The 25,743-nt window shown below is 68.5% G+C and carries 23 protein-coding genes; 15 read left to right on the top strand and 8 right to left on the bottom strand.

Features of this window, described 5'->3' with window-relative positions; translation table 11 throughout:
- The first annotated feature begins 13 nt into the window (after window positions 1-13).
- Window positions 14-1,618 (top strand): SulP family inorganic anion transporter, encoded by a 1,605-nt coding sequence (locus GPX89_RS10775; protein ID WP_198347464.1) that lies wholly within the window; start codon window positions 14-16, stop codon window positions 1,616-1,618.
- The gene (locus GPX89_RS10780) at window positions 1,615-2,013 is read left to right on the top strand and encodes a DUF5313 family protein (RefSeq protein ID WP_157387380.1); all 399 of its coding nucleotides are present in this window, start codon (window positions 1,615-1,617) and stop codon (window positions 2,011-2,013) included. The genes GPX89_RS10775 and GPX89_RS10780 overlap by 4 nt, the downstream gene beginning before the upstream one ends.
- A 23-nt stretch (window positions 2,014-2,036) precedes the next feature.
- On the opposite strand, the gene GPX89_RS10785 is transcribed toward GPX89_RS10780, so the two are convergent.
- The 3 genes from GPX89_RS10785 to GPX89_RS10795 form a co-directional block, all read right to left on the bottom strand.
- A complete protein-coding gene (locus tag GPX89_RS10785; protein ID WP_157387381.1) occupies window positions 2,037-2,339 on the bottom strand; it encodes a hypothetical protein in 303 nt (100 codons plus the stop codon).
- A 271-nt stretch (window positions 2,340-2,610) separates the two neighbouring features.
- Window positions 2,611-2,736: an MFS transporter small subunit gene (locus GPX89_RS45385; protein WP_268893291.1), complete on the bottom strand. Its 126-nt coding sequence runs from the start codon at window positions 2,734-2,736 to the stop codon at window positions 2,611-2,613.
- Entirely contained in the window at window positions 2,733-4,115 is a 1,383-nt protein-coding gene (locus GPX89_RS10795; protein WP_157387382.1) for an L-lactate MFS transporter, read from the bottom strand. The genes GPX89_RS45385 and GPX89_RS10795 overlap by 4 nt, the downstream gene beginning before the upstream one ends.
- A gap of 309 nt (window positions 4,116-4,424) precedes the next feature.
- Between GPX89_RS10795 and GPX89_RS10800 the strand changes: the two genes are divergently transcribed.
- Complete coding sequence (locus tag GPX89_RS10800) at window positions 4,425-6,635, top strand: SulP family inorganic anion transporter (protein ID WP_157387383.1); 2,211 nt, start codon at window positions 4,425-4,427, stop codon at window positions 6,633-6,635.
- 194 nt (window positions 6,636-6,829) lie between these two features.
- Window positions 6,830-9,037: a SulP family inorganic anion transporter gene (locus GPX89_RS10805; RefSeq protein ID WP_235947062.1), complete on the top strand. Its 2,208-nt coding sequence runs from the start codon at window positions 6,830-6,832 to the stop codon at window positions 9,035-9,037.
- 53 nt (window positions 9,038-9,090) lie between these two features.
- Here the strand turns inward: GPX89_RS10805 and GPX89_RS10810 are convergent, their stop codons facing one another.
- Window positions 9,091-9,378 carry a hypothetical protein gene (locus tag GPX89_RS10810; protein ID WP_157387384.1) on the bottom strand — a complete coding sequence of 96 codons (288 nt, stop codon included), beginning with the start codon at window positions 9,376-9,378 and terminating at the stop codon, window positions 9,091-9,093.
- A gap of 644 nt (window positions 9,379-10,022) precedes the next feature.
- Here GPX89_RS10810 and GPX89_RS10815 point away from each other — a divergent pair.
- The 10 genes from GPX89_RS10815 (at window position 10,023) to GPX89_RS10860 (ending at window position 21,270) form a co-directional block, all read left to right on the top strand.
- A complete protein-coding gene (locus tag GPX89_RS10815) occupies window positions 10,023-10,766 on the top strand; it encodes a (2Fe-2S)-binding protein (RefSeq protein WP_235947064.1) in 744 nt (247 codons plus the stop codon).
- 597 nt (window positions 10,767-11,363) lie between these two features.
- The gene (thrS, locus tag GPX89_RS10820) at window positions 11,364-13,421 is read left to right on the top strand and encodes a threonine--tRNA ligase (RefSeq protein ID WP_328601700.1); all 2,058 of its coding nucleotides are present in this window, start codon (window positions 11,364-11,366) and stop codon (window positions 13,419-13,421) included.
- On the top strand, window positions 13,418-13,987 hold the full coding sequence (locus tag GPX89_RS10825; RefSeq protein ID WP_157387386.1) for an HIT family protein: 570 nt from the start codon (window positions 13,418-13,420) through the stop codon (window positions 13,985-13,987). Before thrS ends, GPX89_RS10825 begins: the two co-directional genes overlap by 4 nt.
- Window positions 13,988-14,177: 190 nt before the next feature.
- The gene (gene pgsA, locus GPX89_RS10830; RefSeq protein ID WP_328601701.1) at window positions 14,178-14,849 is read left to right on the top strand and encodes a phosphatidylinositol phosphate synthase; all 672 of its coding nucleotides are present in this window, start codon (window positions 14,178-14,180) and stop codon (window positions 14,847-14,849) included.
- Window positions 14,850-14,869: 20 nt separating this feature from the next.
- Window positions 14,870-15,859, top strand: coding sequence for a phosphatidylinositol mannoside acyltransferase (locus GPX89_RS10835; RefSeq protein WP_157388105.1), 990 nt, complete (start codon window positions 14,870-14,872; stop codon window positions 15,857-15,859).
- Window positions 15,856-16,980: a glycosyltransferase family 4 protein gene (locus GPX89_RS10840; protein WP_157387387.1), complete on the top strand. Its 1,125-nt coding sequence runs from the start codon at window positions 15,856-15,858 to the stop codon at window positions 16,978-16,980. Before GPX89_RS10835 ends, GPX89_RS10840 begins: the two co-directional genes overlap by 4 nt.
- Window positions 16,980-18,020 (top strand): NUDIX hydrolase, encoded by a 1,041-nt coding sequence (locus tag GPX89_RS10845; RefSeq protein ID WP_328601855.1) that lies wholly within the window; start codon window positions 16,980-16,982, stop codon window positions 18,018-18,020. Before GPX89_RS10840 ends, GPX89_RS10845 begins: the two co-directional genes overlap by 1 nt.
- A gap of 118 nt (window positions 18,021-18,138) precedes the next feature.
- The gene (locus tag GPX89_RS10850) at window positions 18,139-18,807 is read left to right on the top strand and encodes a hypothetical protein (protein WP_157387389.1); all 669 of its coding nucleotides are present in this window, start codon (window positions 18,139-18,141) and stop codon (window positions 18,805-18,807) included.
- 389 nt (window positions 18,808-19,196) lie between these two features.
- Window positions 19,197-20,099: a pyridoxal 5'-phosphate synthase lyase subunit PdxS gene (gene pdxS, locus GPX89_RS10855; RefSeq protein ID WP_033089600.1), complete on the top strand. Its 903-nt coding sequence runs from the start codon at window positions 19,197-19,199 to the stop codon at window positions 20,097-20,099.
- A 328-nt stretch (window positions 20,100-20,427) separates the two neighbouring features.
- Window positions 20,428-21,270 (top strand): MHYT domain-containing protein, encoded by an 843-nt coding sequence (locus tag GPX89_RS10860; protein ID WP_157387390.1) that lies wholly within the window; start codon window positions 20,428-20,430, stop codon window positions 21,268-21,270.
- Between the two features lie 13 nt (window positions 21,271-21,283).
- Here the strand turns inward: GPX89_RS10860 and GPX89_RS10865 are convergent, their stop codons facing one another.
- Window positions 21,284-21,895: a TetR/AcrR family transcriptional regulator gene (locus GPX89_RS10865; protein WP_157387391.1), complete on the bottom strand. Its 612-nt coding sequence runs from the start codon at window positions 21,893-21,895 to the stop codon at window positions 21,284-21,286.
- Between the two features lie 92 nt (window positions 21,896-21,987).
- On the opposite strand from GPX89_RS10865, the gene GPX89_RS10870 reads away from it, so the two are divergent.
- Window positions 21,988-23,004 (top strand): hypothetical protein, encoded by a 1,017-nt coding sequence (locus GPX89_RS10870; RefSeq protein WP_157387392.1) that lies wholly within the window; start codon window positions 21,988-21,990, stop codon window positions 23,002-23,004.
- 7 nt (window positions 23,005-23,011) lie between these two features.
- Here the strand turns inward: GPX89_RS10870 and GPX89_RS10875 are convergent, their stop codons facing one another.
- From GPX89_RS10875 to GPX89_RS10885, 3 genes are read right to left on the bottom strand one after another with little or no spacing between them, the layout of a single operon-like run.
- A complete protein-coding gene (locus tag GPX89_RS10875) occupies window positions 23,012-23,620 on the bottom strand; it encodes a nucleoside/nucleotide kinase family protein (protein ID WP_328601702.1) in 609 nt (202 codons plus the stop codon).
- A 43-nt stretch (window positions 23,621-23,663) separates the two neighbouring features.
- Window positions 23,664-25,097: a hypothetical protein gene (locus GPX89_RS10880; RefSeq protein WP_157387393.1), complete on the bottom strand. Its 1,434-nt coding sequence runs from the start codon at window positions 25,095-25,097 to the stop codon at window positions 23,664-23,666.
- Window positions 25,094-25,738 carry an FHA domain-containing protein gene (locus tag GPX89_RS10885; protein ID WP_157387394.1) on the bottom strand — a complete coding sequence of 215 codons (645 nt, stop codon included), beginning with the start codon at window positions 25,736-25,738 and terminating at the stop codon, window positions 25,094-25,096. The genes GPX89_RS10880 and GPX89_RS10885 overlap by 4 nt, the downstream gene beginning before the upstream one ends.
- Window positions 25,739-25,743 lie beyond the last annotated feature (5 nt).

Consider the following 25,743-nt stretch of genomic DNA (forward strand, 5'->3'; position numbering starts at 1 on the left):
CGACTGGGCGCCGGTGAAACGTGCCCCGGGCGCGGATCTGCTCGCCGGACTCGTCGTCGCGCTGGTGGCGCTGCCGCTGGCGCTGGGCTTCGGCATCAGCTCCGGTCTCGGCGCGGCGGCCGGACTGGCCACGGCCGTGGTCGCGGGCGCGATCGCCGCGGTGTTCGGCGGCTCCCGATTCCAGGTGACCGGGCCGACCGGGGCCATGACGGTGGTACTGGTGCCGATCTTCCATCAGCACGGAGCGAGCGGGGTGCTGGCCGTGGGGCTGCTGGCCGGGCTCGTGCTGGTGGTGCTCGCGGTCGCCGGGGTCGGGCGCGCGGTGCGCTACATGCCCGCCCCGGTGATCGAGGGTTTCACCGCGGGCATCGCGGTGGTCATCGCGCTGCAACAGTTTCCGTCCGCGCTGGGCGTCGCGCACGCGCACGGCGAGAAGGTGTGGCAGTCGGCGTTCGACGCGGTGCGGCAGTTCGCCGCGCACCCCGACTGGGTGTCCATCGCCACCGCGTTGGCGGTCGCGGCGGTCCTGCTGATCGGCGGCCGCTACCTGCCGAAGCTGCCGTTCGCGCTGCTGGCCGTCGTGCTCGCGACGCTGGCGGCCAAGCTGTTCCACCTCGACCTGGCGCTCATCGGGACCATCCCGTCCGGATTGCAGGCTCCCACACTGGATTTCCTGCACCTCGACCAGCTCGGCTCGCTGCTCGCCCCCGCGTTGGCGGTCGCTGCGCTGGCGGCCTTGGAATCACTGCTGTCGGCCACCGCGGCCGACTCCATGGCGGTGGGCACCCGCCACAACCCCGACCGCGAGCTGTTCGGTCAGGGCCTGGCCAATATCGCCGCGCCACTGTTCGGCGGCGTGCCCGCGACCGGGGCCATCGCGCGCACCGCGGTCAATGTGCGCTCCGGCGCGCGGACCCGGCTGGCCGCGCTGATCCACGCGGTGGTGCTGGCCGCCATCATCTACCTCGCCTCGAGCCTGGTCGCCTGGATTCCCTTGGCCGCCTTGGCCGGAGTGCTGCTGGCCACCACCGTGCGCATGGTGGAGACCGCCTCGCTGGCCGCCATCGCCCGCGCCTCGAAGGGGGACGCCGCGATCATGGCCATCACCTTCGTGGTGACCGTCGCCATGGATCTGGTGACCGCCGTCGCCGTCGGCGTCGGTATCGCGGTCGTGCTGGCCTTGCGTTCGGTGGCCAAAGAGGCGCGGCTGCACCAGATTCCGCTCGACGACGCCGACCATCTGGCCGAGGAGCACGATCTGCTGCACGACCACATCGTGGCCTACCGCCTCGACGGCCCGCTGTTCTTCGCCGCCGCGCACCGGTTCCTGCTGGAACTGGCCGAGCTGTCGGATGTGCGCGTGGTCATCCTGCGCATGTCGCATCTGACCGCCCTCGACACCACCGGCGCGCTCACTCTCAAGGACGCCATCGGCAAGCTCGAGCACCGCGGCATCACCGTGCTCATCTCGGGCCTGCGCGAGGACCACCGGCGTCGCCTGGCCGCGATCGGCGCGCTACCCGCCGACGGCGCGGGCCACCTGTTCGAGCACACCCCCGACGCGATCGCCGTCGCCCGCGAACTCGTCGCCAGCCCCGTCGAAAGCAGCCACCGATGAGCGAGCCCACCACCCCGAATCTCTTTCAGCGCCTGCGTTATATCGCCGGCGGCAAGCTCCCGGCGTCGATGTCGCAATGGGTGATCGACGACCTCACCGGCCCGGGCGCGGCGCGGCGCTACATGCTGCGCGTCCTGATCCCGATCATCCCGCCGCTGTGCCTGTTCCTGCTCATTCCCGGCCCGCTGTGGATGGGGCTGGCCATGATGGCACTGCTGTACCTGCCCCTGATCTACTTCACGGCCGCCCTCATGTACGTCTTCCGCCGCGCCCGCCTGGCCAAGCACGGCCTCGACCCGGCCCTGGCCGACCACCGCGAACGCGAGCGGGCCGCGTCCGCGCGCGAGGTCTACGAACGCGCGCACGGACGCGGGACACCGCCGGGCGGGGCGTAGCGTTCATTCCGGGTGCGCGCGGATCACCGCTTCGAGTCGAGCGTGCGATTGCCCTGGTAGAGGGTCGTTCTCGATTGCGCCCGGAGGTCGCCGGCGAATATACGGAGTTGCATGCGTTTGCCGATTGCGTGCAGGGCGCCGGGATCGACGCCGTTGTCGCCCAGTTGGTAGGCGGCTTGTTCGGCCTCGGGATCCTGCAATTCGCCGGCCTTGACCGCGTCGGCGAGATCCCCGGCGATGCCGTTGGCGAAGATGTTCGAAATCGACTCGATCCACTCGTCGGTGGGCCCTTCGTCGTAGTCTTTCAGGCTCTGCGGGTTAAGCAATAGCGAATCAAGCAGGGGCAGTGGGTATTGCGGCGTGAGGCGGGGGAGGGCGGCTCAGCTCAGGCGGGCCGGGATCATCTTGTGCGCGGCCGAGATTTGCTGGGCCTCGGGGGTGAACCTGTAGTCCACCAGCGCTTTCGCCGCCGCCGCGCACCGTCATGCCGTTGGCGAACAGCGCGTCGAACATGGCCCAGGTGCGGTCCTTGCCCCATGCGCTGACCATGGCGGCGAGCAGGTCACGCGCGGTTCCGGATTCGCGCGGATCGGGGGTTCAGTGGAAGAGCTTGAGCAGGTTCACGATCAACCGGTCCACGCCGTAGACGAACGGCGCGGCCACCCAGATCCAGGAGAAGACCAGCAGCGGAATGCGCCGCGACGCGGGAACGGGCTCGGTCATGGCAGTGTCTCCTCCTGCACGGTCTCCTCCTGCACGCGATGGTATTTCGCCGCGACCGGCCGGATCAGCTCATTGGCCAGGAATCCGACGCACAGCAGGGCGATCATGATGGCGAACGAGGTGCCGTAGAGCGCGGACCCGGACTTGCCGTGGCGCGCACCGGAATCGGCGATGGCGTTGACGATCAGCGGCCCGGCCACGCCCGCCACCGACCACGCGGTCAGCAGCCGACCGTGAATGGCCCCGACCTGATAGGTCCCGAACAGATCCTTCAAATAGGCCGGGATGGTGGCGAATCCGCCGCCGTAGAACGACAGGATGAGCATCGCGCCGAGGATGAACACCGGTTTGGAATCCCGCCCGACCGACCACACCAGCACATACGCCAGCGCCCCGGCCCCGAGATAGATCCGGTACATGTTCTTGCGGCCGATCACGTCCGAGAGCGAGGACCAGCCGATGCGCCCGCTCATGTTCGCCGCCGAGAGCACCGCCACGAAACCGGCCGCCGCGGTGGCGGTCACGGGCGTCGAGCTGTGCTTGAAGAAGTCCACCACCATGGGCGCGGCCTTCTCCAGAATCCCGATGCCCGCGGTCACGTTGAAGCACAACACGATCCACAGCAGCCAGAACTGCGGTGTGCGCAGGGCGTCCTTCGCCGCCACATCGTTGTCGCTGATCAGCCTGGCGCGGGTCGCCGGGGGAGTCCAGCCCGCGGGCCGCCAGCCCGGCGGCGGCACCCGCACCAGCAGCGGGCCCAGCGACATGAACACCGCGTACACCAGGCCCATCACCAGGAACGTCTCCGCGATGCCGGCCTTGTCCTTGCCGAAGTCCGCGAGCATCTCGGTGCTCCACGGCGACGCGATCAGCGCCCCGCCGCCGAACCCCATGATCGCGAAACCCGTTGCCATGCCGGGCCGGTCGGGGAACCACTTGATCAGGGTCGACACCGGCGAGATGTAGCCGATGCCGAGCCCGATCCCGCCGACGAACCCGTAGCCGAGCACGATCAGCCAGTACTGGCCCACGGCCGCGCCCAGCGCGGAGATGAGCAGCCCCGAGCAGAAACAGCTCAGCGCCACGCTCATCGCCCACCGTGGCCCCCGCAGCTCGACCTGCGTCCCGCCGAATGCGGCCGAGAGGCCGAGCATGACGATGGCCAGCTGGAACGGCAGCGCGCTGCCGGTTCCGGAGATGTGCATGGCCTTCTCGAGCGGCGGCTTGAACACGCTCCAGGCATAGGCCTGCCCGATGGCCAGGTGAATGGACAGGGCGGCGGGCGGATCCAGCCAGCGGCTCCAGCCGGGCGGGGCGACGACTTTCGAATATCCGAGTTTCGAATTGCCAGGAACGCCGGGGTCGGCAACTGCGGTCATGCGCATCTCCACGTCGAGCTTGTGGTGATCGTAGGGGCGATGTCCGGTTTGCGAGGGTGGTTCCGGCGCAATGCGATTGACCGGTCGGTTTTCTGAAGGTTTGCGCCCGGCGGTGAGCTGTGTCACAGTTTGGTAGCGGTTCGCCTCAATTGCCGCAAACGCTTTTCATTTCCTTTGCATCGTCTTTACGATTATCCGCGGTCTGCCAAGCGTCGTGGTTCTCCCTCGCCTCGCCCGCCGCTGCCTCTCGATGCCAGTACATGTTGACCGATGAACCGGGCGGCGCCGCCGTGCCGGCGAAGGAGAGATATGTCCACCGACACCGATCAGCCTCCACGGACGTCGCTTCCGGGCCTTTCGGCCCTGGTCCGCCACGATCTACCCGCCTCGTTCGTCGTCTTTCTCGTCTCCCTGCCGCTGTCCATCGGCATCGCCGTCGCCGTGGGCGCACCGGTGGCCGCCGGGCTCATCGCCGCCGTGGTGGGCGGCGTGGTCGCCGGACTCCTGGGCGGATCCACCCTGCAGGTCAGCGGGCCCACCGCCTCGCTGACCGTGGTGGTCGCCGAATCCATCAACCAATTCGGCTGGCCCGCCACCTGTTTCATCACCATCCTGGCCGGGCTGCTGCAGATTCTGTTCGGGCTCAGCCGGATAGCGCGCGGGGTGCTGGCCATCGCCCCGGTCGTGGTGCACGCCATGCTCGCCGGGATCGGCATCGTCATCGCGCTCCAGCAGGTGCACGTGATGATGGGCGGCGACACCCTCACCTCCTCCTGGGACGCGATCGTCGCCCTGCCGCACCAGCTGGCCTCCGTGCACGCCGGTGACCTGTGCATCGGACTGGTCGTCATCGCCATCCTGGTCGGCTGGCGGCGGCTGCCCGAACCCGCGCGCCGGGTGCCCGCGCCGCTGGTGGCCGTCGTGGCGGCGACCCTGCTGGCGCGGGTGCTGCCGGTGCGGGTCGAGCGCATCACCCTCAACGGCTCACTGCTGAACGAACTGCACCTGCCGCAAGTGCCGCACGGCGGCTGGGCCACGGTGGCGCTGATGGCGGTCACCATCGCGCTCATCGCCAGCGTGGAGACCCTACTATCGGCCGTCGCGGTGGACCGGATGCGCCAGAACTCCGCGCGCCGAACGGATCTGGATCGCGAACTGCTCGGGCAGGGCGCGGCCAACATGGTCTCGGGGCTGATCGGCGGGCTGCCGGTGGCGGCGGTCATCGTGCGCAGCATCACCAATGTCCAAGCGGGCGCGCGCACCAAGGCCGCGACCATGCTGCACGGGCTGTGGATCCTGCTGTTCTCGGTGGCGCTGGTCGATGTGGTGCGCTCGATTCCCAAGGCGGCGCTGGCCGGACTGCTCATCGTGATCGGCATCCAGCTGATCAAGCTCGCGCACATCCGCCGCGCCCAGCGCACCGGCGACCTGGCCGTCTACGCCGCGACGGTGTTCGTGGTGGTGTTCTGGAATCTGTTGCTGGGCATGCTGGTCGGGCTCGCGCTGGCCTTCGCGCTGCTGCTGTGGCGGGTGGTGCGGGTGGCCGTGACCGCGGGGGAGACCGAGGACGGGCGCTGGCGCATCACCGTCGACGGCAGCTTCACCTTCCTGGCCCTGCCCAAGCTCACCGCCCAGCTGCACCGGGTGCCCGCGGGCGCGGACGTGGTCGTCGAGATGACCGTCGACTTCATGGACCACGCCGCCTACGACGCCCTGCAGGACTGGGTGGAGCAGCACCGGAGTGAAGGCGGCACAGTCGAATTCATCGAGGTCGGCGCGGTGCGCATGGCCGACGCCGCCGACGGTCCGGCCGCGCGCGGGCATTCGCGTCATCTGCTCGACGAGGCGATCGGCCCGTGGCGGCGCACCGCCAACGACGGGGACCGCATCGTCGCCGGGGTGGCGGCGTATCACCGCAGTCACGCGCACTTCATGCGGCCCCACCTGGGTGTGCTGCGCGACGGTCAGGAACCCGACTCGCTTTTCGTCACGTGCGCCGACTCGCGCATCGTGCCCAACGTCATCACCAACAGCGGTCCCGGCGACCTGTTCACCGTCCGCAATGTGGGCAACCTGATTCCGCGGGACGCGCAGGACTCGTCGATGGAGGCGGCGCTGATCTACGCCCTCGACAAGCTGGATATCCGCTCGGTGGTGGTGTGCGGGCACTCCGGGTGCGGTGCGATGGGCGCGCTGCACAGTGAACTGGTCACCGGCTCCCAGCTCGACGACTGGCTCGCGCACGCCCGGCCCAGTCTCGAGCGGTTCCGGCTCGGGCATCCGGTCGCCGCGGCGGCCGCGGCGGCGGGCTTCGGCACGGTCGATCAGCTGGGCATGGTGAATGTCGCGGTGCAGCTCGAGACGCTGTACGCGCATCCGGTGGTCCGGCGCGGCGTCGAAGAGCGCGGAGTGGTGTTGTCGGGGCTGTTCTTCGATATCGCGACCGCCCGCGTGGTGGAGGTCACGGTGGACGGCATCGGTGAGATCGACGGCGTGGGGCGGGTGGCCCAACCCGCTTGACGACCGGGTCGGCAGGGGCTCGACAGGGGTGTGAATCCGAAAAGGTTCACACCCCTTTAACTTTGGAGAGCATATTTCTCAGGCTTTGCTAAGTCTTTACTCTTAGCCTTACCTGTGCTCGTCCGGTGAGTCTGCGGCCAAAGCCGTCCGCAGCCTTTATTTCGATGCCCCTGTACATGCTCGCTAGGAGCGATATGTCTCGCGACACCGATTCACCGCCAGGCAGAACCGCCGGCAGATTCGACAATCTGCTGCGTCACGATCTTCCTGCATCCCTTGTCGTCTTCCTCGTCGCCTTGCCGCTCTCGCTCGGCATCGCGGTCGCCTCCGGCGCACCCATCGCCGCCGGACTCATCGCCGCCGTCGTCGGCGGTGTGGTGGTCGGCCTGCTCGGCGGTTCGCCGCTGCAGGTCAGCGGTCCGGCCGCGGGCCTGACCGTGGTGGTGGCCACCACCATCAGCGAATTCGGCTGGAAAACAGCCTGTTTCATCACCGTCCTGGCCGGGCTGCTGCAGATCCTGTTCGGGCTCAGCCGCATTGCCCGGGCGGCCCTGGCCATCGCGCCGGTGGTGGTGCACGCCATGCTCGCGGGCATCGGCATCACCATCGCGCTGCAGCAGCTGCACGTGCTGCTGGGCGGGTCCAGCCACAGTTCGGCCTGGCAGAACCTCATCCAGCTGCCCGGTGAGCTGGGCAACCTGCACGGCGACGACTTCCTGGTCGGGCTCGTCGTCATCGCCATCATGCTGAGCTGGAAGTACGTGCCCGGAGCACTGAGGGTGCTCCCGGGCCCGCTGGTCGCGATCGTCGTCGCCACCGTGCTCTCGCTCGTACTGCCCGGCGAACCCGAGCGAATCGTGTTGAGCGGCTCGCTGTTCGACGCCATCGGACTGCCGTCGCTGCCGTCCGGCGACTGGGGCGCGGTCGTGCTCGCGGCACTGACCATCGCCCTGATCGCCAGCGTGGAGAGCCTGCTGTCGGCGGTTTCCGTCGACAAGATGCACACCGGGCCGCGCACCAACTTCGACCGTGAGCTGGTCGGGCAGGGTGCGGCCAATATGGTCTCCGGTGCGCTCGGCGGCCTGCCGGTCACCGGCGTCATCGTGCGCAGTGCGACCAATGTGCAGGCCGGAGCGCGCAGCCGCGCCTCGGCGCTGCTGCACGGCGTCTGGATCCTGGTGTTCTCGGTCGCGTTGGTCGGTGTGGTGCAGCAGATTCCGAAATCGGCGTTGGCCGGTCTGCTCATCGTGGTCGGCATCCAGCTGGTCAAGATCGCGCACATCACCTTGGCCCGGCGCACCGGTGACCTGATGGTGTACCTGGTGACCGTGCTCGGCGTGGTGTTCCTGAACCTGCTCGAGGGCGTGATCATCGGTCTGGCACTGGCTTTCGGGCTGCTGCTGTGGCGGGTCGTGCGGGTCACCGTGACCGCCTCGGAGGTGGTCGGCACCGATCGCTGGCTGGTCACCATCGACGGCACCTGCACCTTCCTGGCGCTGCCGAAGCTCTCGGCCGAACTGTCGAAGGTGCCCACCGGCACCGACGTGCTGGTCGAGATGAGCGTCGACTTCCTCGACCACGCCGGCTACGAGGCCATCCACGACTGGTCGCGCCAGCACGAGAGCACCGGCGGCACAGTCGAATTCGTGGAGCTGGGCACCGCGCACATGGCCCACGCCCTGACCGGCCCGCCGGTCCGGGGCCGCGCCCGCACGCTGCTCGACGACGCGCTGCGCCCGTGGCGGGAAGGGGAGGGCAACCCCATCAAGAACGGTGTGGCCGCCTTCCACCGCCGCAACGCCCACGTGGTGCGCCCGCACCTGGACGAGCTGCGCGACACCCAGAACCCGCACTCGCTCTTCCTGACCTGTGCGGACTCGCGGATCGTGCCGAACGTCATCACCCACAGCGGTCCCGGCGACCTGTTCACCATCCGCAATGTCGGCAACCTGGTGGTCCCCGGCGGCCGCGACAGCTCGATCGAGGCGGCGCTGGCCTTCGCCATCGACGAACTGCAGGTCGACAATGTCGTGGTCTGCGGCCACTCGGCCTGCGGTGCCATGAAGGCGCTGGTGGCGGGCGGTCCGACCGGGCCGGGTCTGGGCAACTGGCTGGTCCACGGCCGCCCCAGCCTGGACCGCTTCCACTCCGGCGATCCGGTCGCCGCCGCGGCGGCCCGAGCCGGATTCGGTGTGGCGGACCAGCTTTCGATCGTGAACGTGGCAGTCCAGGTGGAAACCCTGCGACAGCACCCGGTGGTGCGCCGCGCCATGATCGAACGCGGCCTGAAGGTGTCGGGCCTGTTCTTCGACATCGGCCCGGCCCGCGTCCTGGAGGTCACCGCCTCCGGCATCGCCGAGATCGATGCTCCCGAACTGGCGGCCCTGGCTCCGACCCACTAGGAAGATCGAACAGCACACCGGCGCGGGCATCCCGACAGGGACCCGCGCCGGTGTCATCGGCGATGGAGGGGCGGCCGGAGGTGGGCGGTCAGCACCCAGGCCACCCCCGCCCAGGCGAGTGAGAACGGCAGCACGGCAAGGAAATCCAGCGGTTGCCGCAGGACCGCCACCACCAGGAACACCGCCGACAGCGAGACCAGCCCGAGCGCGCCGCGCCGATGGATGCGCCCGGCCCGCGCGAACCGCCGCGAACCCCGCGCCATCGCATCCAGCCGCAACGCCGCACCCAGCTGAGCCACCGCGTACCCGCCCAGCAGCAGCGTCTCGACCGCCGGACTCATGCGGCAGCCCCGCGGACGCGACCGGCCGAAAACCGGCCGCGGACACAACGAATCACCCGAACCTCCGCGCTCACTGGGGATGCACACCGGCCGCAGGCCGCAGGCAGAACCGACCGGTTCGAGTGCAAGGCTAAGCCCGACAAGCCGCCCACACCCGCAACGACGCGCCTCTGACCTGGCGGTTTCCCGCGCGCACGACCGCTCGCCCCGGTCGGGCGACGAGCATGCGTCGACATATGCGGCGGTCGATGTCCGAGTCGGTGCGTCCTGGGGCTGTGCCGGTGTCTGCCCGCCGGAAGTGTCCGCCGGGTCCGAGAGTGGGCGCGGAATCCGGTTCGACCGCGCACGCTGTAGCCATCCGGTCAGTCGACCTCGGCGCGACACGGGTTCCTGACCAGGTGATTCGCGCGCGATTCGGGCGAACGGGCGCGCCTGCCCCGCCGAATCCCGGACCGGGCATACGCTTGGCCGGCTGCCCAGGGGAACGGCCCACCACTGCGCGAAAACGTGCCATTGTGGTGGAACCACGCATGACACCGCGGTGGAACCACGCATGACACCGCGGTGGAAGCACACCAAACCGTCGTGTAACCACGTTGGGTAGTAATCACCGATGAGTCGCCCCTGATCGGAGTCGGATGGAAATGGTTGCGCAGACCCCAATTTCGCAATCCCTGGTGCCGGGCACCGAGCTGCTGCGCCCGCAATGGCTCGCCGAACGGATCGCCGACATGGGGATCTCGTGGGGAACTGCCAACTCGCGGGTGTCGGGCACGCTGTGGTGGTGCATGGCGGCCTCGTCGCTGGTCGACCCGATCGTGGCGGCCGTGGCCAGCGGACGGCCCGCGTTCGATCCCGCCCTCGAACATCTCACCCTCGAGATCCGGCCGGACGGTGGCGTGGAACGCGTGGTCCCGGAACCGCACGGATACGCCGTGGCGCTGGATGTGGTGAACGTCGCGACCGCCGAGGGCGCGGATTCCACGGCGGCGGAGCCGAATTGCGCTCACCCGGAACCGCATTCCGCCGAATGCTGCGTCACGACGCCGATCGGCCACGCCCTGCGCCATATGCTGTCCCGGGTCATCCCCGTCGTCGCCGAGGTCTCCGGCGCGGGCGTGCCCTCGCTGTGGGCCATCGTCGCCGACGCCATCGGCAACCGCGCCCTCGACATCGGCGCGGCCGAGGCCGGCGCCCGCCTGGCCCGCGATGTCGCGGGCCGCCTGCCCGTCCCGCGCTTCCAGGACATCGGCGGCCGCACCTTCGTCCGCCGCATCTCCTGCTGCCTGGTCTTCGAGGTCCCCGGCTGCGACATGTGCACCAGCTGCCCCAAACGCCCGGCCCCCGAGCGCGAGACGCTGCTCGCCGAACTCGCCGCCCGCAGGTGACGGCCCGGCGGCCGGGCCGTCGGTCTCGCCACCGCCGCCGCGCGGTCGTCGACATCTGCGGCTCCGAGATGTGCACCAGGTGCCCGAAACGACCGGCACGCGACCGCGAAGCGTGTTGCGCCGAGCTCGCTGCCCGCGGCTGAGGGTTGATGCCGACGCTCTACCCGGCCCGAGATCGCTGTACCCGAGTGGCCGGGAGGTGGAAGCCGCGCCCAAACAGGCTGCACCGCAAGGGAAGCGTCGGCGATGGGCGTTTGCGGGTCGGTGCCGCCGTGGATGAGTGGTTCGAACGTCGCGTCGAGGTGGGGTGTGCGCTGGTCGGGCCAGATCCGGATCCGTTGGCGGGTGTGGCTGTCGGCGTGATCCGATACCGGCGACGGCGTGGATTCGTGCAGGTCAGACCGGTGGGACGGCAGGGTCCGGCAGGGTGGCGGCGCGGCGGGGTCGGTCCATCGGCGCGGGGTTGCGGGCGTGCCGATAGAGTGGTGCCCGCCGGGGCTTTGTGTTTCGTGACCGGCCACGATCGCGGGGAGAACCTTCCTCGCACCAGACCTGGCGGGACCTCTCGCCTATGACGATGCCAAGGAGTGCGCAGCCGTGACCACCTCAGCCCAGCAGACCCCAGTCGCCCGCGTCCGGGTTCCGGCTGGGACTACCGCCGGGGCCGCGGTGCGCGAGGCGGACCTGCCGAGCAAGGGGCCGGGCGCGGTCATCGTGGTGCGCGACGCCGCGGGTGACCTGAAGGATCTGTCGTGGATCCCCGAGCTGGACACCGAGGTCGAGGCCATCACCGCCGATTCCGCGGACGGGCGCAATGTGATCCGGCACTCGGCCGCGCACGTGCTCGCGCAGGCGGTGCAGCAGGAGTTCCCCGACGCCAAGCTCGGCATCGGCCCGTACATCAAGGACGGCTTCTACTACGACTTCCAGGTGGAGCGGCCGTTCACGCCGGAGGATCTGACCAAGCTCGAATCCCGGATGAAGAAGATCATCAAAGGCGCGCAGCGGTTTTCGCGCCGGGTGGTCGAGGTCGAGGAGGCCCGGGTCGAGCTGGCCAAGGAGCCGTTCAAGCTCGAGCTGATCTCCGACAAGTCGGGCATCGACGATCCGGAGGTCATGGAGGTCGGCGGCAAAGAGCTGACCATCTACGACAACCTGGACCCGCGCACCGGCGAGCTGATCTGGGCCGACCTGTGCCGTGGCCCGCACCTGCCGACCACCAAGTACATTCCGGCGTTCAAGCTGACCCGGTCGAGTGCCGCCTACTGGCGTGGTGATCAGTCGCGTGAGGATCTGCAGCGCATCTACGGCACCGCGTGGGAATCCACCGAGGCCCAGGACGAGTACCTGCACCTGCTCGAAGAGGCCGAGAAGCGCGACCACCGCAAGCTCGGCCTGGAACTGGACCTGTTCTCCTTCCCGGATGAGCTGGGCTCGGGCCTGCCGGTGTTCCACCCCAAGGGCGGCATCATCCGCAAGGAGCTCGAGGACTACTCGCGCCGCCGCCACATCGCCGCGGGCTACGAGTTCGTCAACACCCCGCACATCACCAAGGGGCACCTGTTCGAGGTCTCCGGCCACCTGGACTGGTACCGCGACGGCATGTTCCCGGCCATGCATCTGGACGCCGAACTCAACGAGGACGGCTCGGTGCGCAAGCCCGGCCAGGACTACTACGTCAAGCCGATGAACTGCCCGATGCACAACCTGATCTTCCGGTCGCGCGGGCGCTCCTACCGCGAACTGCCGTTGCGCATGTTCGAATTCGGCTCGGTCTACCGCTACGAGAAGTCCGGTGTCGTCCACGGCCTGACCCGCGTGCGCGGTATGACGCAGGACGACGCGCACATCTACTGCACCAAGGAGCAGATGCACGCGGAGCTCACCTCCACGCTGCAATTCGTGCTGAGCCTGCTGCGCGACTACGGCCTCGACGACTTCTACCTGGAGCTCTCCACCAAGGACCCGAAGAAGTTCGTGGGCTCCGACGAGCTGTGGGAGGAGGCCACCGAGACACTGCGCAAGGTGGCCACCGACTCCGGTCTGGAGCTGGTCCCGGATCCGGGCGGCGCGGCCTTCTACGGCCCGAAGATCTCGGTGCAGGCCAAGGACGCGCTGGGCCGCACCTGGCAGATGTCGACCATCCAGCTCGACTTCAACCTGCCGGAACGTTTCGAGCTCGAATACACCGGTTCCGACGGGCAGAAGCACCGCCCCGTCATGATCCACCGCGCGCTCTTCGGCTCGATCGAGCGCTTCTTCGGCGTGCTCACCGAGCACTACGCGGGCGCGTTCCCGGCCTGGCTCTCGCCGGTCCAGGTCGTCGGCATCCCGGTCGCCGAAGCCTTCGCCGAGCACCTCGACGTCGTCATCGAAGCCCTGCGCGACAACAACATTCGCGCCGAGGTCGACCGCAGCGACGACCGCATGCAGAAGAAGATCTTCAACCAGACCGCCCAGAAGATCCCCTTCCAGCTGCTCGCCGGTGCCCGCGATGTGGAGAACAACGCGGTCAGCTTCCGCTTCCGCGACGGCACCCAGGTCAACGGCGTGCCCGTGGCCGACGCGGTCGCCACCATCACCGACTGGATTCAGCGGCGCGAGAACGCATCTCCGACCGCGGAGGGCTTCGAAATCCGCAAAGGCGATCAATGAGTGAACCGACCGCGCCCCGGCCCGAACAGATCGTGGACACCGGGGCCGGGGATCCGGACCGCCTGCAGCGGCTGTGGACCCCGCACCGCATGTCCTATATCACCGGCGATGTCGAGGAACCCAAGACGCCCAAGAAGACCGGGCACCCCTTCACCGACATCCCCGAGATGTCGGACGAGGACGGCCTGATCATCGCGCGCGGGCAGTGGGTGTACGCGGTGCTGAACCTGTACCCGTACAACCCCGGCCACACCATGGTCGTGCCGTACCGCCGGGTCGCCAACCTGGAGGACCTCACGCCGGACGAGAGCGCCGAGTTGATGGCGTTCACCCAGCAGGCGATTCGCGTCATGAAGCAGGTGTCGCGGCCCGAAGGGTTCAACGTGGGCCTGAACCTCGGCGGCGTCGCCGGCGGTTCACTCGCCGATCACCTGCATCAACATATCGTGCCGCGCTGGAGTGGAGACGCTAATTTCATTACCGTCGTCGGCGGAGTGAAGGTGATGCCGCAGCTGCTGCGCGAAACGCGGGCGCTGCTGGCACGGGCGTGGAAGGAAGCCGACTAGGCATGTGCGAGTCAGGCCCGGAGGCGGTAGCGGAGCGTAACCACGGAGGGCCCTTGCACATGCCTCATGGTTACAGCAGGTGCGAGTCAGGCCCGGAGGCGGTAGCGGAGCGTAACCACGGAGGGCCCTTGCACATGCCTCATGGTTACAGCATGAGCCGGGGACACAGCACGAAAGGACAACGGGTAGCGTGCTGAGCTTCTTCGGTCGCGAGACGTTCGCCAAAGCGACTGCCCCGCTGGGCAAGGCGCTGGTGAGCACGGGGCTGACGCCGGACGCCATGACGCTGATCGGCACCACCGCCTCGATCGCCGCGGCGGTGACGCTGTTCCCCAGCGGTCACCTGTTCTGGGGCACCATGGTGATCTGGCTGTTCGTCATGTTCGACATGCTGGACGGGGCCATGGCGCGCGCCCGCGGCGGCGGCACGAAATACGGCGCGGTGCTGGACGCCAGCTGTGACCGGGTGGCCGACGGGGCCATCTTCGCGGGACTGGCCTGGTGGGCGGTGTACCACGAGAACTCCGAGCACCTGTTCGTGGCGACGCTGGTGGTGCTGGTGACCTCGCAGGTGATCAGCTATGTGAAGGCGCGGGCCGAGGCCAGCGGGCTGTCCGCCGACGGCGGCCTCATCGAGCGTCCGGATCGGCTGATCATCGTGCTGGTGGGCGCCGGATTCACCGGCATCGGCGGCTATTACGGCATCGAGTGGCTGTCGTACGCCGTGTACGCCGCCATGTACATCCTCGCGGTGCTGAGCATCATCACCGTCTTCCAACGGGTTCTGGCGGTACGCAATTCGCCGAGCGCCCGCGACATTCTCGCCCCCGCGGCGAAGGCCCCGGAGGAACCGCAGCGGTGACCACCGATTTCACGTCCGCGATGACCGACAAGGCGTACGCGGCCGGTTGGCGTGTCGTGCGCGCGCTGCCGGAAGGCTTGGTGCGCAAGGGATTCGACGCGGGCGGCACCTTCGCGGCCCGGCGCGCGAACAAGCAGGCGCACCGGGGGCAGCCGAACATGTTGCGGCGCAACCTCGCCCGCGTGCTCGGCACGACTCCCGACGCGGTGCCCGACAGCCTGACCGAGGCCGGCATGCGGTCCTACGCCCGCTACTGGCGCGAGGCGTTCCGGCTGCCGTCCATGGACCATGCGGCCCTGGGCCGGAACCTGCACGTGGACGGCACCGAGCACCTCGACGCGGCGCTGGCACAGGGCAAGGGCGTGCTGCTGGTGCTGCCGCACTCGGGCAACTGGGATATGGCCGGGGTCTGGCTGGTGCAGAACTACGGCCAGTTCGCCACGGTCGCCGAGCGTTTGAAGCCGGAGTCGCTGTTCGAGCGCTTCGTCGAATTCCGGGAGAGCCTCGGCTTCGAGGTGTTCCCGCTGACCGGCGGTGAGCAACCCCCGTTCCCGCAGCTCGCGGATCGCCTGCGCGACAACAAGGTCGTGTGCCTGATGGGCGAGCGCGACATCACCGGCAAGGGTGTGCCGGTCACCATGTTCGGCGAACGCACCTGGGTGCCCGCGGGCGCGGCCAAACTCGCCGCCGACACCGGTGCCGCGCTGCTGCCCGTGCACTGCTGGTTCACCGAGGATGCCGACGGTACCGAGGGCTGGGGTATGGCGGTCTTCCCGCCCATCGACGTCTCCCAGGGCATCGCCCCGGCAACCCAAGCGCTGGCAGACGTGTTCGCCGCCAACATCGCCGCCCATCCCGCCGACTGGCACATGTTGCAGCCCATGTGGAAAAGTGATCTGTCGCAGGCCCGATTGGAGCGGATCGCGGCCGCGCAACAGGCACTGGGGTATCGGGAGCCGGTGGGCGACACCGGAACCGAGGGGTCGGCACGGGGAACAGGTGCGCTATGAGGATCGGCATGGTCTGCCCGTACTCGTTCGACGTTCCGGGCGGGGTGCAGGCGCACGTCGTGGAGTTGGCGCAGGTGCTCATCGAACGCGGGCACAAGGTGAGCGTGCTCGCGCCCGCCGCCGACGACACGCCGCTGCCGGATTTCGTGGTGTCGGCCGGTAAGGCCGTCGCGATTCCCTACAACGGCTCGGTGGCGCGACTGTCCTTCGGGCCCACCGCCTATACCCGCATCCGCCGCTGGATCGCCGAGAACGACTTCGACGTCCTGCACATCCACGAGCCCAACGCGCCCAGCCTGTCCATGCTGGCGTTGAAGATCGCGGAGGGGCCGATCGTGGCCACCTTCCACACCTCGACCACGAAGTCGCTGGTGCTCAGCACTTTTCAGGGCGTGCTGCGGCCCTACCACGAGAAGATCAGCGGCCGGATCGCGGTGAGCGAGCTGGCGCGCCGCTGGCAGGTGGAGGCGCTCGGCGGGGATGCCGTCGAAATCCCCAACGGCGTCGACGTTCCGGCGTTCGCGCACGCGCCGCTGCTGGACGGCTATCCGCGCGCGGGCAAGTCGGTGCTGTTCCTGGGTCGCTTCGACGAGCCGCGCAAGGGTATGGAGGTGCTGCTCGGCGCGCTGCCGGAACTGGTGCGCCGCCACCCTGATCTCGAGGTGATGATCGTCGGCCGCGGTGACGAGGACCGGCTGCGCCGCGAGGCGGGGGAGAACGCGCGTCACCTGCGGTTCCTGGGGCAGGTCACCGATGCCGAGAAGGCGTCGGCCATGCGCAGCGCCGATGTCTATGTCGCCCCCAATCTGGGCGGCGAGAGCTTCGGCATCGTGCTGGTCGAGGCCATGGCCGCCGGAACCGCCGTGGTGGCCAGCGATCTCGACGCCTTCCGCCGCGTGCTGCGCGACGGCACGGCGGGCATGCTGGTTCCGGTCGGCGACTCCGACCGCCTGGCCGTGGCGATCTCCACCATGCTCACCGACGACGACGTCCGCGAGAACTTCGTCCGGACGGCGAATCAGGTTGTCGGCGAATACGACTGGCCGGTCGTGGCCGAGCAGATCCTGCGCGTGTACGAGACCGTCACCGTCGGCGACGTCCGCGTCAGGACCGCCGGATGATCACTTTCTCCGCGACCTCCATCCTGGTCCTCACCCTCATCGCGGCACTGCTCATCACCGCCGCGGTCTGGGCCTACACCACCGCGAATCGCCTGGACCGCCTGCACGTCCGCACCGACCAGGCCCGCCACGCCCTGGATGCGGCGCTGGCTCGCCGCGCGGTCGTGGCCCGCTCGGTCGCCACGACCCTGGCCGGTCTCTACGATCCCGCCCTGGTCGAACAGGCCCGCCGCCTCACCGCCCTGGCCGACCGCGCCGAACGCTCCAACTGGCGCGACCGCGAAACCGTCGAAAACCAGCTCGCCGCGGCCTTGTCCGCGGTCGACATCGCCCTGCTGCCCCCGCAGCTGGTGGCGGAACTGGCCGATGCCGAGGCCCGGGTGCTGATCGCCCGCCGCTTCCACAACGACGCCGTCCGCGACACCCTGGCGCTGCGCACCCGCCGCCTGGTCCGCTGGGTCCACCTGGCCGGTACCGCCCCCTTGCCGACCTACTTCGAGATCGCTGAACGCGTAACCGCCGCGGCTTCAACGGGTCTGGACGTCGACACCGTCCGCACCTCCGCGCGCGTGGTCCTCGTCGACGAGAACGACCGTGTCCTGCTCCTGCAGGGCGTCGACCCCAAGGGCCCCGACGTCCCCTTCTGGTTCACCATCGGTGGCGGCGTCAACCCCGGCGAAACCCTGCGCGAAGCCGCGATCCGCGAACTCTACGAGGAGACCGGCTACGCCGCCGACTCCTCCGCCCTGCGCGGCCCCCTCTGGCGCCGAGTGGCCGTCTTCCCCTTCAACGGCGAACTCATCCGCTCCGAAGAACTCTTCTTCGCCCTCCGCGCCAAGAACTTCGAAGTCAACCCCGCCAACCTCGACTACGTCGAACGCCGCGCCATCACCGCCAACAAATGGTGCACCCCCACCGACATAGCCCACCTCGACCACTCCGGCGAAACCGTCTACCCCTACCACCTCGACCAACTCCTCCCCGAAGCCATCTCGGCCGCCGACGCCCCCACCGACCCCGAAGTCCGCTCCATCCGCTGACCCGGGCCGTCGAACGCAGGTCCGGTGGGTGGGATGGGGTTGGGAAAGCTCGTATTTCGGACCGGGTGGGCGGTTACGGTGGGGTGATCAATGGTGATCTGTGGCAAGGATTTACGGCATGAAGTTGATGTATGCGTTGTGGGGGGACGGGCTGGGGGAGCGGCTGCGGGGGGAGGAGTTGCGCAAGGAGTTGGCGGGGGTGGGGGCCACGGCCCTGCAGGTCAATGTGCGGGATGCGGAGGTGGAGGCCGCGCAGGTCAGGCACAGCACGTATGAGACGCCGATCGCGGCGATCGTGAGTGTGTGGACCGAAGGGGGCCATGAGGCGGTCACGGCGGTTTTGCGAGGTGTCGCGGAGGACGTGAACGGGTGGATCGTCGACGAGCGTCGGCCGATCGTGCCGCCGGAGGTCGAGGACGGGGTGCGGACCGATGCGCTGGCGAATGTGGCCGTGCTGCGGATCCCCGAGGAATTGACGCGGGAGGAGTGGCTGCATCGGTGGCATGTGCTGCACACGCCGATCGCCATCGAGACGCAGGACACCTTCGGGTACGTGCAGAACACGGTCAGCGAGGCGATCACGCCGGGTAAGCGGGTGGACGCGTTCGTCGAGGAGCTGTTCCATATGGAGGCGATGACCAGTGCGCATGCCTTCTACGGCAGTGGCGGTGATGATGCCGAACTGCAGCGCCGGGTCACCGAGTTGATGGAGAGCGTGGTCCGGTTCGGAGCCCATCTGAATCTGGACTTGGTGCCGACGAGCCGGTACGTCTACACACTGGCCTGATCGATAGCTGCGCAAACTTTCCCGTGATCCTGCGCGCATTCTCCGCTAGGGTCCTGGGAAGGTTTGCCGCGCAACGGAATCGGCAGACCTAGTGTGGAAGGTGGAAGGTTTTTCGTGTCTTACCTGCTCTATGACTTTCTCGAGCCGTTGATGGGCCCGGCCGCAGCCGAGTATTGGGCGACGATTTTCGTCGTCGGGCCGCTGTAGGTAGCGAACCGGTAACCCCGGGGCTGTGACGCCCGTCATCCGGTGTGGGGGCGGGCAGTCCAGTCGTGTCGGACTGGCTATCAAGTGGCCTGAATGGGCGGCCTAGAATCGACTCTGTTCGATTGCCCAGTGCTGCGTTCGATTCAATGACTCGATTGGCCCACATGACCCAGGAGTTTGCCGTGACCACGCCCGACACCACCCCGACCATCGGTACCGCCCGCGTCAAGCGCGGCATGGCCGAGATGCTGAAGGGCGGTGTGATCATGGATGTCGTCACGCCGGAGCAGGCGAAGATCGCCGAGGATGCCGGTGCGGTCGCGGTCATGGCGCTCGAGCGGGTTCCGGCCGATATCCGCGCCCAGGGTGGCGTGTCCCGCATGTCGGATCCGGACATGATCGACGGCATCATCAACGCCGTCTCCATTCCGGTCATGGCCAAGGCCCGTATCGGTCACTTCGTCGAGGCGCAGATCCTGCAGTCGCTCGGTGTCGACTACATCGACGAGTCCGAGGTGCTGACCCCGGCCGACTACGCCAACCACATCGACAAGTTCGCCTTCACCGTGCCGTTCGTGTGTGGCGCGACCAACCTGGGCGAGGCGCTGCGCCGGATCACCGAGGGCGCGGCCATGATCCGCTCCAAGGGTGAGGCCGGCACCGGCGACGTCTCCAACGCCACCACCCACATGCGCACCATCCGCGCCGAGATCCGCCGCCTGACCTCGCTGTCCAAGGACGAGCTGTACGTGGCCGCCAAGGAACTGCAGGCTCCCTACGAGCTGGTGTGCGAGGTCGCCGAGACCGGCAAGCTGCCCGTGGTCATGTTCACCGCCGGTGGCATCGCCACCCCCGCCGACGCCGCCATGATGATGCAGCTCGGCGCCGAGGGCGTCTTCGTCGGCTCGGGCATCTTCAAGTCCGGCAACCCGGCCGAGCGCGCCGCCGCCATCGTCAAGGCCACCACCTTCCACGACGACCCCGACGTGCTGGCCAAGGTCTCCCGCGGCCTGGGTGAGGCCATGGTCGGCATCAACGTCGAGGAGATCCCGCAGCCCCACCGTCTCGCCGAGCGCGGCTGGTAATCAACTCCGGCACAGCCTGATTCGAGAGCCGCCGGGTGGTCCATCGGACCGCCCGGCGGTTTTTCATTGTGGGCGAGGGACTTTCGGCCCTATTGGGGTTGCCGGACGGGTGCTAGGCGTCAAGGAGTGCATACGCGGCGCGCGGGTGACGCGCGGGTGATCGACTAGGCGCCCATACCACCGGCTACCTGCGTGCATACCGTCCAGCAAACTCAGCTAATTATTTCTGACTGTACTGCGGCAAATTTACTACCTGGTGCTTTCTCGTTAGTGTTCGGCTCAGTCACCGGTGAGCAGTCATACATCGCCTTTCTGGCAAGGAGCCCGCATGCTGGAAATCGACCATTTCACCTATGGTTGGCTCACTCCCGTCCTGGCCTACGTCATGTCCGTCACCGGCTCGTTGCTGGCACTGCGGTGCATGGTGCGGGCGCGGAGTCAGCACGGGCACGGAGGCTGGATCGTGACCGGGGCCATCGCGCTGGGCGGCACCGGGATCTGGGTCATGCATTTCATCGCGATGCTCGGATTCTCGGTGCAGGACACCACGATTCGCTACAACGTGCCCATCACGCTGTTCAGCGCGGCCATCGCCATGGGGGTGGTGTGGCTGGGGTTGTACATCGTCGTGCACCAGCACGGTGAGGCGTTCGCGTTGATCACCGGCGGCACCATCACCGGACTCGGGGTGGGCGCCATGCACTACGCGGGCATGTACGCGATGAAGACCGACGCCAGCGTGCAATACGATCCGTGGATCGTGCTGCTGTCCATCGTGATCGCGGTCGTCGCCGCCATCGCGGCCCTGTGGTTCGCGCTGCACGTGAGCGGCATCATCGCCACCGTGAGCGCGGCTCTCATCATGGGAGTGGCGGTGTGCGGCATGCACTACACGGGCATGTTCGCCATGAGCGCCCACGTGTCCGGGCACATGCACGCGCCCTCGGGCGCGCAGGCCGGGCAGCTGCTGACCCCGTTGATCATCGCCGTCAGCATGGCCACCATGCTCATGCTCTTCCAGGTCGGCATCACCGAGATCGACGAGCCCGACCTCAGCCGCATCCGCGGCCAGTACGCCAGCCGCTTCTGGCCCGCCCGCCGCTCCGACGGCAAGCCCCGTGACGACGAATTCCCCACGGACTCCTACGATTCCCGTCACCGGCAATGGTGACCGGTTGCGCGGCTCACGACTCTTCTGTCACGGAATAGCCCCGGATCAGCGGCAGGTACACGGTGTCGATGATGTCCACCAGGACCTCGTCCGGGACGGTCGGTGCGCCACGCGTGACGAACTCGTTGCGCAACAGGTCGATCGGCGTGGTGGCGACCCGGGGGTGCACCGCGGCGGCCGGGGCCTCACCGCGCGCCACTCCGCGCTCGAGCAGGGTCACCCAGGGTCGTACGCCCGCATCGCCGGACTGTTCCCGCAGCTGAGCCAGCAGTTCCGGCTCGGTGGACAGTTGCGAGAGCAGGCTGCGCAGGATCTCGCCCAGCGGTGACGCGAGGTGGGAGTTGGCCCGGCGCAACAACTCCAGTGCGTCTTCGCGCAGACTGCCCGTCTCCGGCAGTTCGAGCGCGCCCGATGCCAGCTGCCGATACGCCGCGACGCCCAGTGCCGCCCGATTGGGCCACCGCCGGTAGATGGCGTTCTTGTTGGTTCCCGCGCGCTTGGCGACGGAGTCCATCGTCATCCCCGGATACCCGGACTCGAGCAGTTCGTCCACGGCCGCGCGCAGGATGGCCTGTTCCAGTGCCGGCCCGCGACGCCTGGTCTGGGGTGCTGTCGATTCGCTCATAACGGTACTGAGCGTACCTTGCGAGAACGTGGTGAGTGCCGCTATGGTCGCCAATAGGGTACGGAAAGTACCGTAAATCAAGGAGGTGGCCGATGAGAGCGATCGGCGTTTGCTACGACACCGGCTTCGTGAACCGCGGCAACAGCACGCACGAACCGTTCGAGACCGGCAGGGTCCGCGAGGACATGCGAGTCATCCGGGAGGTGCTGCACTGCGACGCTGTCCGCATCACCGGCGGCTATCCGGACCGGTTGAAACTGGCCGCATCCGAAGCCGCCGCAGCGGGATTGGAGGTTTGGCTCTGTCCATTCCTCAACGACGTGACCGAGGAGGAGGTGCTGGCCGTCGTCGCCGACTGCGCCGAACACGCTGAGCGACTGCGGAACAGCGGCGCGACGGTGGTGTTGGCCGTCGGCTCCGAGCTGACCATGTTCGTGCGTGGCTACCTTCCCGGCGACACCTTCGAGGACCGCGCCGCCGCCCTGCGCACACCGGCCGGTCAGGCCGCACTGGCGGTGGTCCCGGCCCGCGTCAACGATCTGCTCGCCCGCGCCGCGCGCACGGCCCGAGAACGCTTCGGCGGCAAGCTGACCTACTGCGGCCTGCCGTTCGAGCAGGTCGACTGGGAGCCCTTCGACATTCTCGCCACCGATGCCGGATACCGCGGCGCGGACCTCGCCCCCGGCTACCGCGACGCCATGCGCGCCTTCGTCGAACAGGGCGCACGTCTGGAAAAGCCCGTAGCCATAACCGAATTCGGCTGCCCGACCTTCCGGGGTGGCGCGGACGCGGGCCCGCACGGCTTCGACATCATCGACTGGGATCCCGACACCGCCCGCCCCGCAGGCTTGAACGGCTCCTATCAGCGCGACGAACCCGCCCAAGCGAAACTGGTCGCCGAGCTACTCGACATCCTCGACGCCGAGGGCGTGGACGCCGCCTTCTGCTACTGCTTCGCCCGCTATGACCTGCCACACGACGACGACCCGAGCGTCGATCTGGATCTGGCCAGCCCCGGTGTGGTGAAAGTCCTGACCGGCGAAGACGGTTCGCTGACCTGGGAGCCCAAACTGGCCTTCCGGGCGCTGGCCGACCGCGCGACGCGCTGAGCAGCGGTCAGCCGCGGACGGCGGGCCGGTCCGGGTGATCCCAGGCCACCAGCATGTCGGGTTCTTCGACCTGTTCACGCTGGTACTCCAGCACGCCCTCGGCAGTGAACAGCCGGGCCGCGTCCGTGCGGCGGCGCAGCGCGCCCGCCGACATGCGCAGGGCGACGGTCAGATCGAAGTCCAGGCCGCGTCCGAGCAGCATCGGACCGGCGATGAACAGGACCGTCCCGTCGGCGGCGTCCCGAATCCGGGCGCGGGCCGAACGGTCGGCGGATTCGTCCCACAGCGCCGGCAGGTATCGCCCGCTGTCCCGGAGTGGTTTGAGCACTTCGCGATTCAAGGCCGCGTAGTCGAACCACCCCGTGCGGTAGGTGAATTCGCTGTCGCGGTCGTATTCCAGCCGCACCGAGGCGGGCCGGACGAAATCGTGCAGCGAGATGACCTCGGCCGGTCGGCCCTGCGCGCGAAGTCGTTCGGCGACCCCGCGTGCGACCGCGACCGGATCGGCCGCGTCCGCGCCGTCGACGGCGATCACCGCGAATCCCGGTAACCGCCCGGCTCGCTCGGTGATCAGGTCGAGGAGGCCGTCCGGGGTGATCGCGGTGAAATCGGGCACGAGACCATCATGGTCGAGGTCTCGTGCCCGCCCGCGGACCGGGTCAGCGATATTCGGCCAGCCGCGGCCGCACACCCACCAGGATCAGCACCGCGAACAGCACGGCCGCGCCATAGGGCAGCCAGTTGGTCCAGCCGGACAAGTCGCTCTCGCCCTTGGTGATCGCGGCGTCGAAGGCGTGCTGGTTGATGTCGATCGTCTGCACCAGCGCCTTGTCGTAGGCATCGAAGTGATCGTTGGACGCCCCGGTGTCGAGGGTGATGGCCGCTCGCAGATCCGAGCCCGCCAGCCCGCGCAGGGAGTGGTCGTCTCGCTGGTAGACCTGGTAGGCGGTCAGGGTCTGCTGGGCGACCTGTCCCTCACCGGCGAAGGTGATGTTGCGCAGTTCCTGGCCGAGGAAGGAATCGGCGCTGATCGCCTGTCCGATGTCGGATTTGTGGGCTGCCATCGCTTGGTCGAGACTGGCGGAGTAATCGCCGACCCCGTGCGCTTGCACCCCGGCCAGCCGCTGCGACTTGTCGAGGTAACTCTTCTCGTACCCGGCCGCGTGCTCGGGGTCGAGCAGGTACCGGCTCTCGTCGGCATTGGCGTCGTAGCTGACGGCGCGCGCCTGCCGCAGCGCCAGCAGTGAGTCGAAGGCGTCCTGCTTGGCGACCGTGAGCTGCTGTGCCGCCGACGTATTCGCGACGAACCCGCCCAGCAGCAGACCCGCCGCCAGCACCGTCGTGACGGCCAGCGCCGGATTGACCCGCCGTCGCAACACCACGCGCAACATCACCTGCAGCCCGATGAGCACGGCGAGCAAGACCAGTCCGAGCACGACGATGCGCATCCGCGCCGCGACCGTGGTGTCCCTGCTGTCGCGGTAAGCCTGGCTCAGCACACCGCTGTTGGTGTCGGCGAGCTGCTGCGCCCGCGACAGCAGATCGGGCACCATCCCGGTGGCGGACCGATACGCCTCGAGCGTCCGCGCCGACGGCTGCCCGGCGGGTCGGGGGTCGAGGTCGCTGAGCTGGAAGGTGTCGGCGGCCAGCGCCTGGTACTGCCCGAACTTGTCGAGCAGCTCCCGGATCTGGCGTGACGCATCGTCATTGGTGGCGATCGTCATCGCCTGCTGCAGATCGGCGTCGGCCTGCACCCGGCGCTGCTCATAGGTGGTCTGCGCGGTCGTGCGCACCGCCGCCAGCGTCGAATCGTTCCCGGCCAGCAGCACATTCGACAGGTTGGCGTCCATATCGGCCAGCGCGAAGTACAGGTCCTCGGTGGCGGTCACGGTCGGTGCGGTGTGATGGCCGATGACGTCGATGCCGTGGCGCGCCGAGCGGGCGTCGGCGGCCATGACCAGCGCGGTGATCACCGTCAGCACCACCGCGAGGATCGCGAGGTAGCGAATCCAGGCAGGGGTGTCGGCGCGGCCGGGCAGCGCGGTCCGCACCTGGTGCAGCGTGGTTCGTGCCTGCTGGAGCGTCGTCGTCATGATGCGTTGTCCTGCTCGAGGGTGAGTGTGGTCCACGCGCCCAGGTGGATGCGGTCGCCGGCGTGCACCGGCACCGTCTCGCCTCGCGGGATGGGATCGACGGCGGCATTGAGCCGGGTGCCGTTGGTGGAGCCGAGATCGAGGACGGCCCAGCCGTTCCCGGGTTGCGCGAGCAGTAGTACGTGCAGGTGCGAGATGCCCGGATCCTGCGGCGGACCGGTGAGATCGATCTCGGGATCGATGCCCTTGGAGGCGCTGTGGCGGCCGACCCGGATCTGTGTCCCGCGCAAGGAGAAGACGCGCTCGGGACAATACGCCGGGAACTCGACGTCGTCGTCCTCGCTGCGCATGGTGTCGAAGTACTCGCGGTCCGCGAAAACGGTTGCGGTCCAAGCGGTCTTCACCGGCGTCGCGACCACCGTCGGGTCGGGCACCGCCGCCCGGGTCGGCGCGGACCCCGCCACGAAGTCGTAACTGCACCCCTCGCAGAACCGTCCGGTCTGCGGCTCCCCGCACACCGGGCAGGGCGTCCCCGCGGGTTCCGGTGTGGCCGCGGGCGCCGGGCTCGCCCCCATGAGCAGCCCGCACACATCGCAGTAGTCGTCGGCCGCCGATTCGTGTCCGGCCGGGCAGGTCAGCATGCCGC

The organism is Nocardia terrae (genome assembly GCF_009760405.1).
Lineage (GTDB): Bacteria > Actinomycetota > Actinomycetes > Mycobacteriales > Mycobacteriaceae > Nocardia > Nocardia terrae.

Excerpts from the sequence above, each read along its gene's own strand:
- GPX89_RS10795 (WP_157387382.1), bottom strand. The coding sequence starts at position 4,115 with ATGACCGCAGTTGCCGACCCCGGCGTTCCTGGCAATTCGAAACTCGGA.
- GPX89_RS10810 (WP_157387384.1), bottom strand. The coding sequence starts at position 9,378 with ATGAGTCCGGCGGTCGAGACGCTGCTGCTGGGCGGGTACGCGGTGGCT.
- GPX89_RS10860 (WP_157387390.1), top strand. The coding sequence starts at position 20,428 with ATGCTGGAAATCGACCATTTCACCTATGGTTGGCTCACTCCCGTCCTG.
- GPX89_RS10880 (WP_157387393.1), bottom strand. The coding sequence starts at position 25,097 with ATGACGACGACGCTCCAGCAGGCACGAACCACGCTGCACCAGGTGCGG.
- GPX89_RS10805 (WP_235947062.1), top strand. The coding sequence starts at position 6,830 with ATGTCTCGCGACACCGATTCACCGCCAGGCAGAACCGCCGGCAGATTC.
- GPX89_RS10825 (WP_157387386.1), top strand. The coding sequence starts at position 13,418 with ATGAGTGAACCGACCGCGCCCCGGCCCGAACAGATCGTGGACACCGGG.
- GPX89_RS10800 (WP_157387383.1), top strand. The coding sequence starts at position 4,425 with ATGTCCACCGACACCGATCAGCCTCCACGGACGTCGCTTCCGGGCCTT.
- GPX89_RS10885 (WP_157387394.1), bottom strand. The coding sequence starts at position 25,738 with ATGCTGACCTGCCCGGCCGGACACGAATCGGCGGCCGACGACTACTGC.
- GPX89_RS10835 (WP_157388105.1), top strand. The coding sequence starts at position 14,870 with ATGACCGACAAGGCGTACGCGGCCGGTTGGCGTGTCGTGCGCGCGCTG.
- GPX89_RS10865 (WP_157387391.1), bottom strand. The coding sequence starts at position 21,895 with ATGAGCGAATCGACAGCACCCCAGACCAGGCGTCGCGGGCCGGCACTG.
- GPX89_RS10840 (WP_157387387.1), top strand. The coding sequence starts at position 15,856 with ATGAGGATCGGCATGGTCTGCCCGTACTCGTTCGACGTTCCGGGCGGG.
- GPX89_RS10815 (WP_235947064.1), top strand. The coding sequence starts at position 10,023 with ATGGTTGCGCAGACCCCAATTTCGCAATCCCTGGTGCCGGGCACCGAG.
- GPX89_RS10780 (WP_157387380.1), top strand. The coding sequence starts at position 1,615 with ATGAGCGAGCCCACCACCCCGAATCTCTTTCAGCGCCTGCGTTATATC.
- GPX89_RS45385 (WP_268893291.1), bottom strand. The coding sequence starts at position 2,736 with ATGACCGAGCCCGTTCCCGCGTCGCGGCGCATTCCGCTGCTGGTCTTC.
- GPX89_RS10870 (WP_157387392.1), top strand. The coding sequence starts at position 21,988 with ATGAGAGCGATCGGCGTTTGCTACGACACCGGCTTCGTGAACCGCGGC.
- GPX89_RS10850 (WP_157387389.1), top strand. The coding sequence starts at position 18,139 with ATGAAGTTGATGTATGCGTTGTGGGGGGACGGGCTGGGGGAGCGGCTG.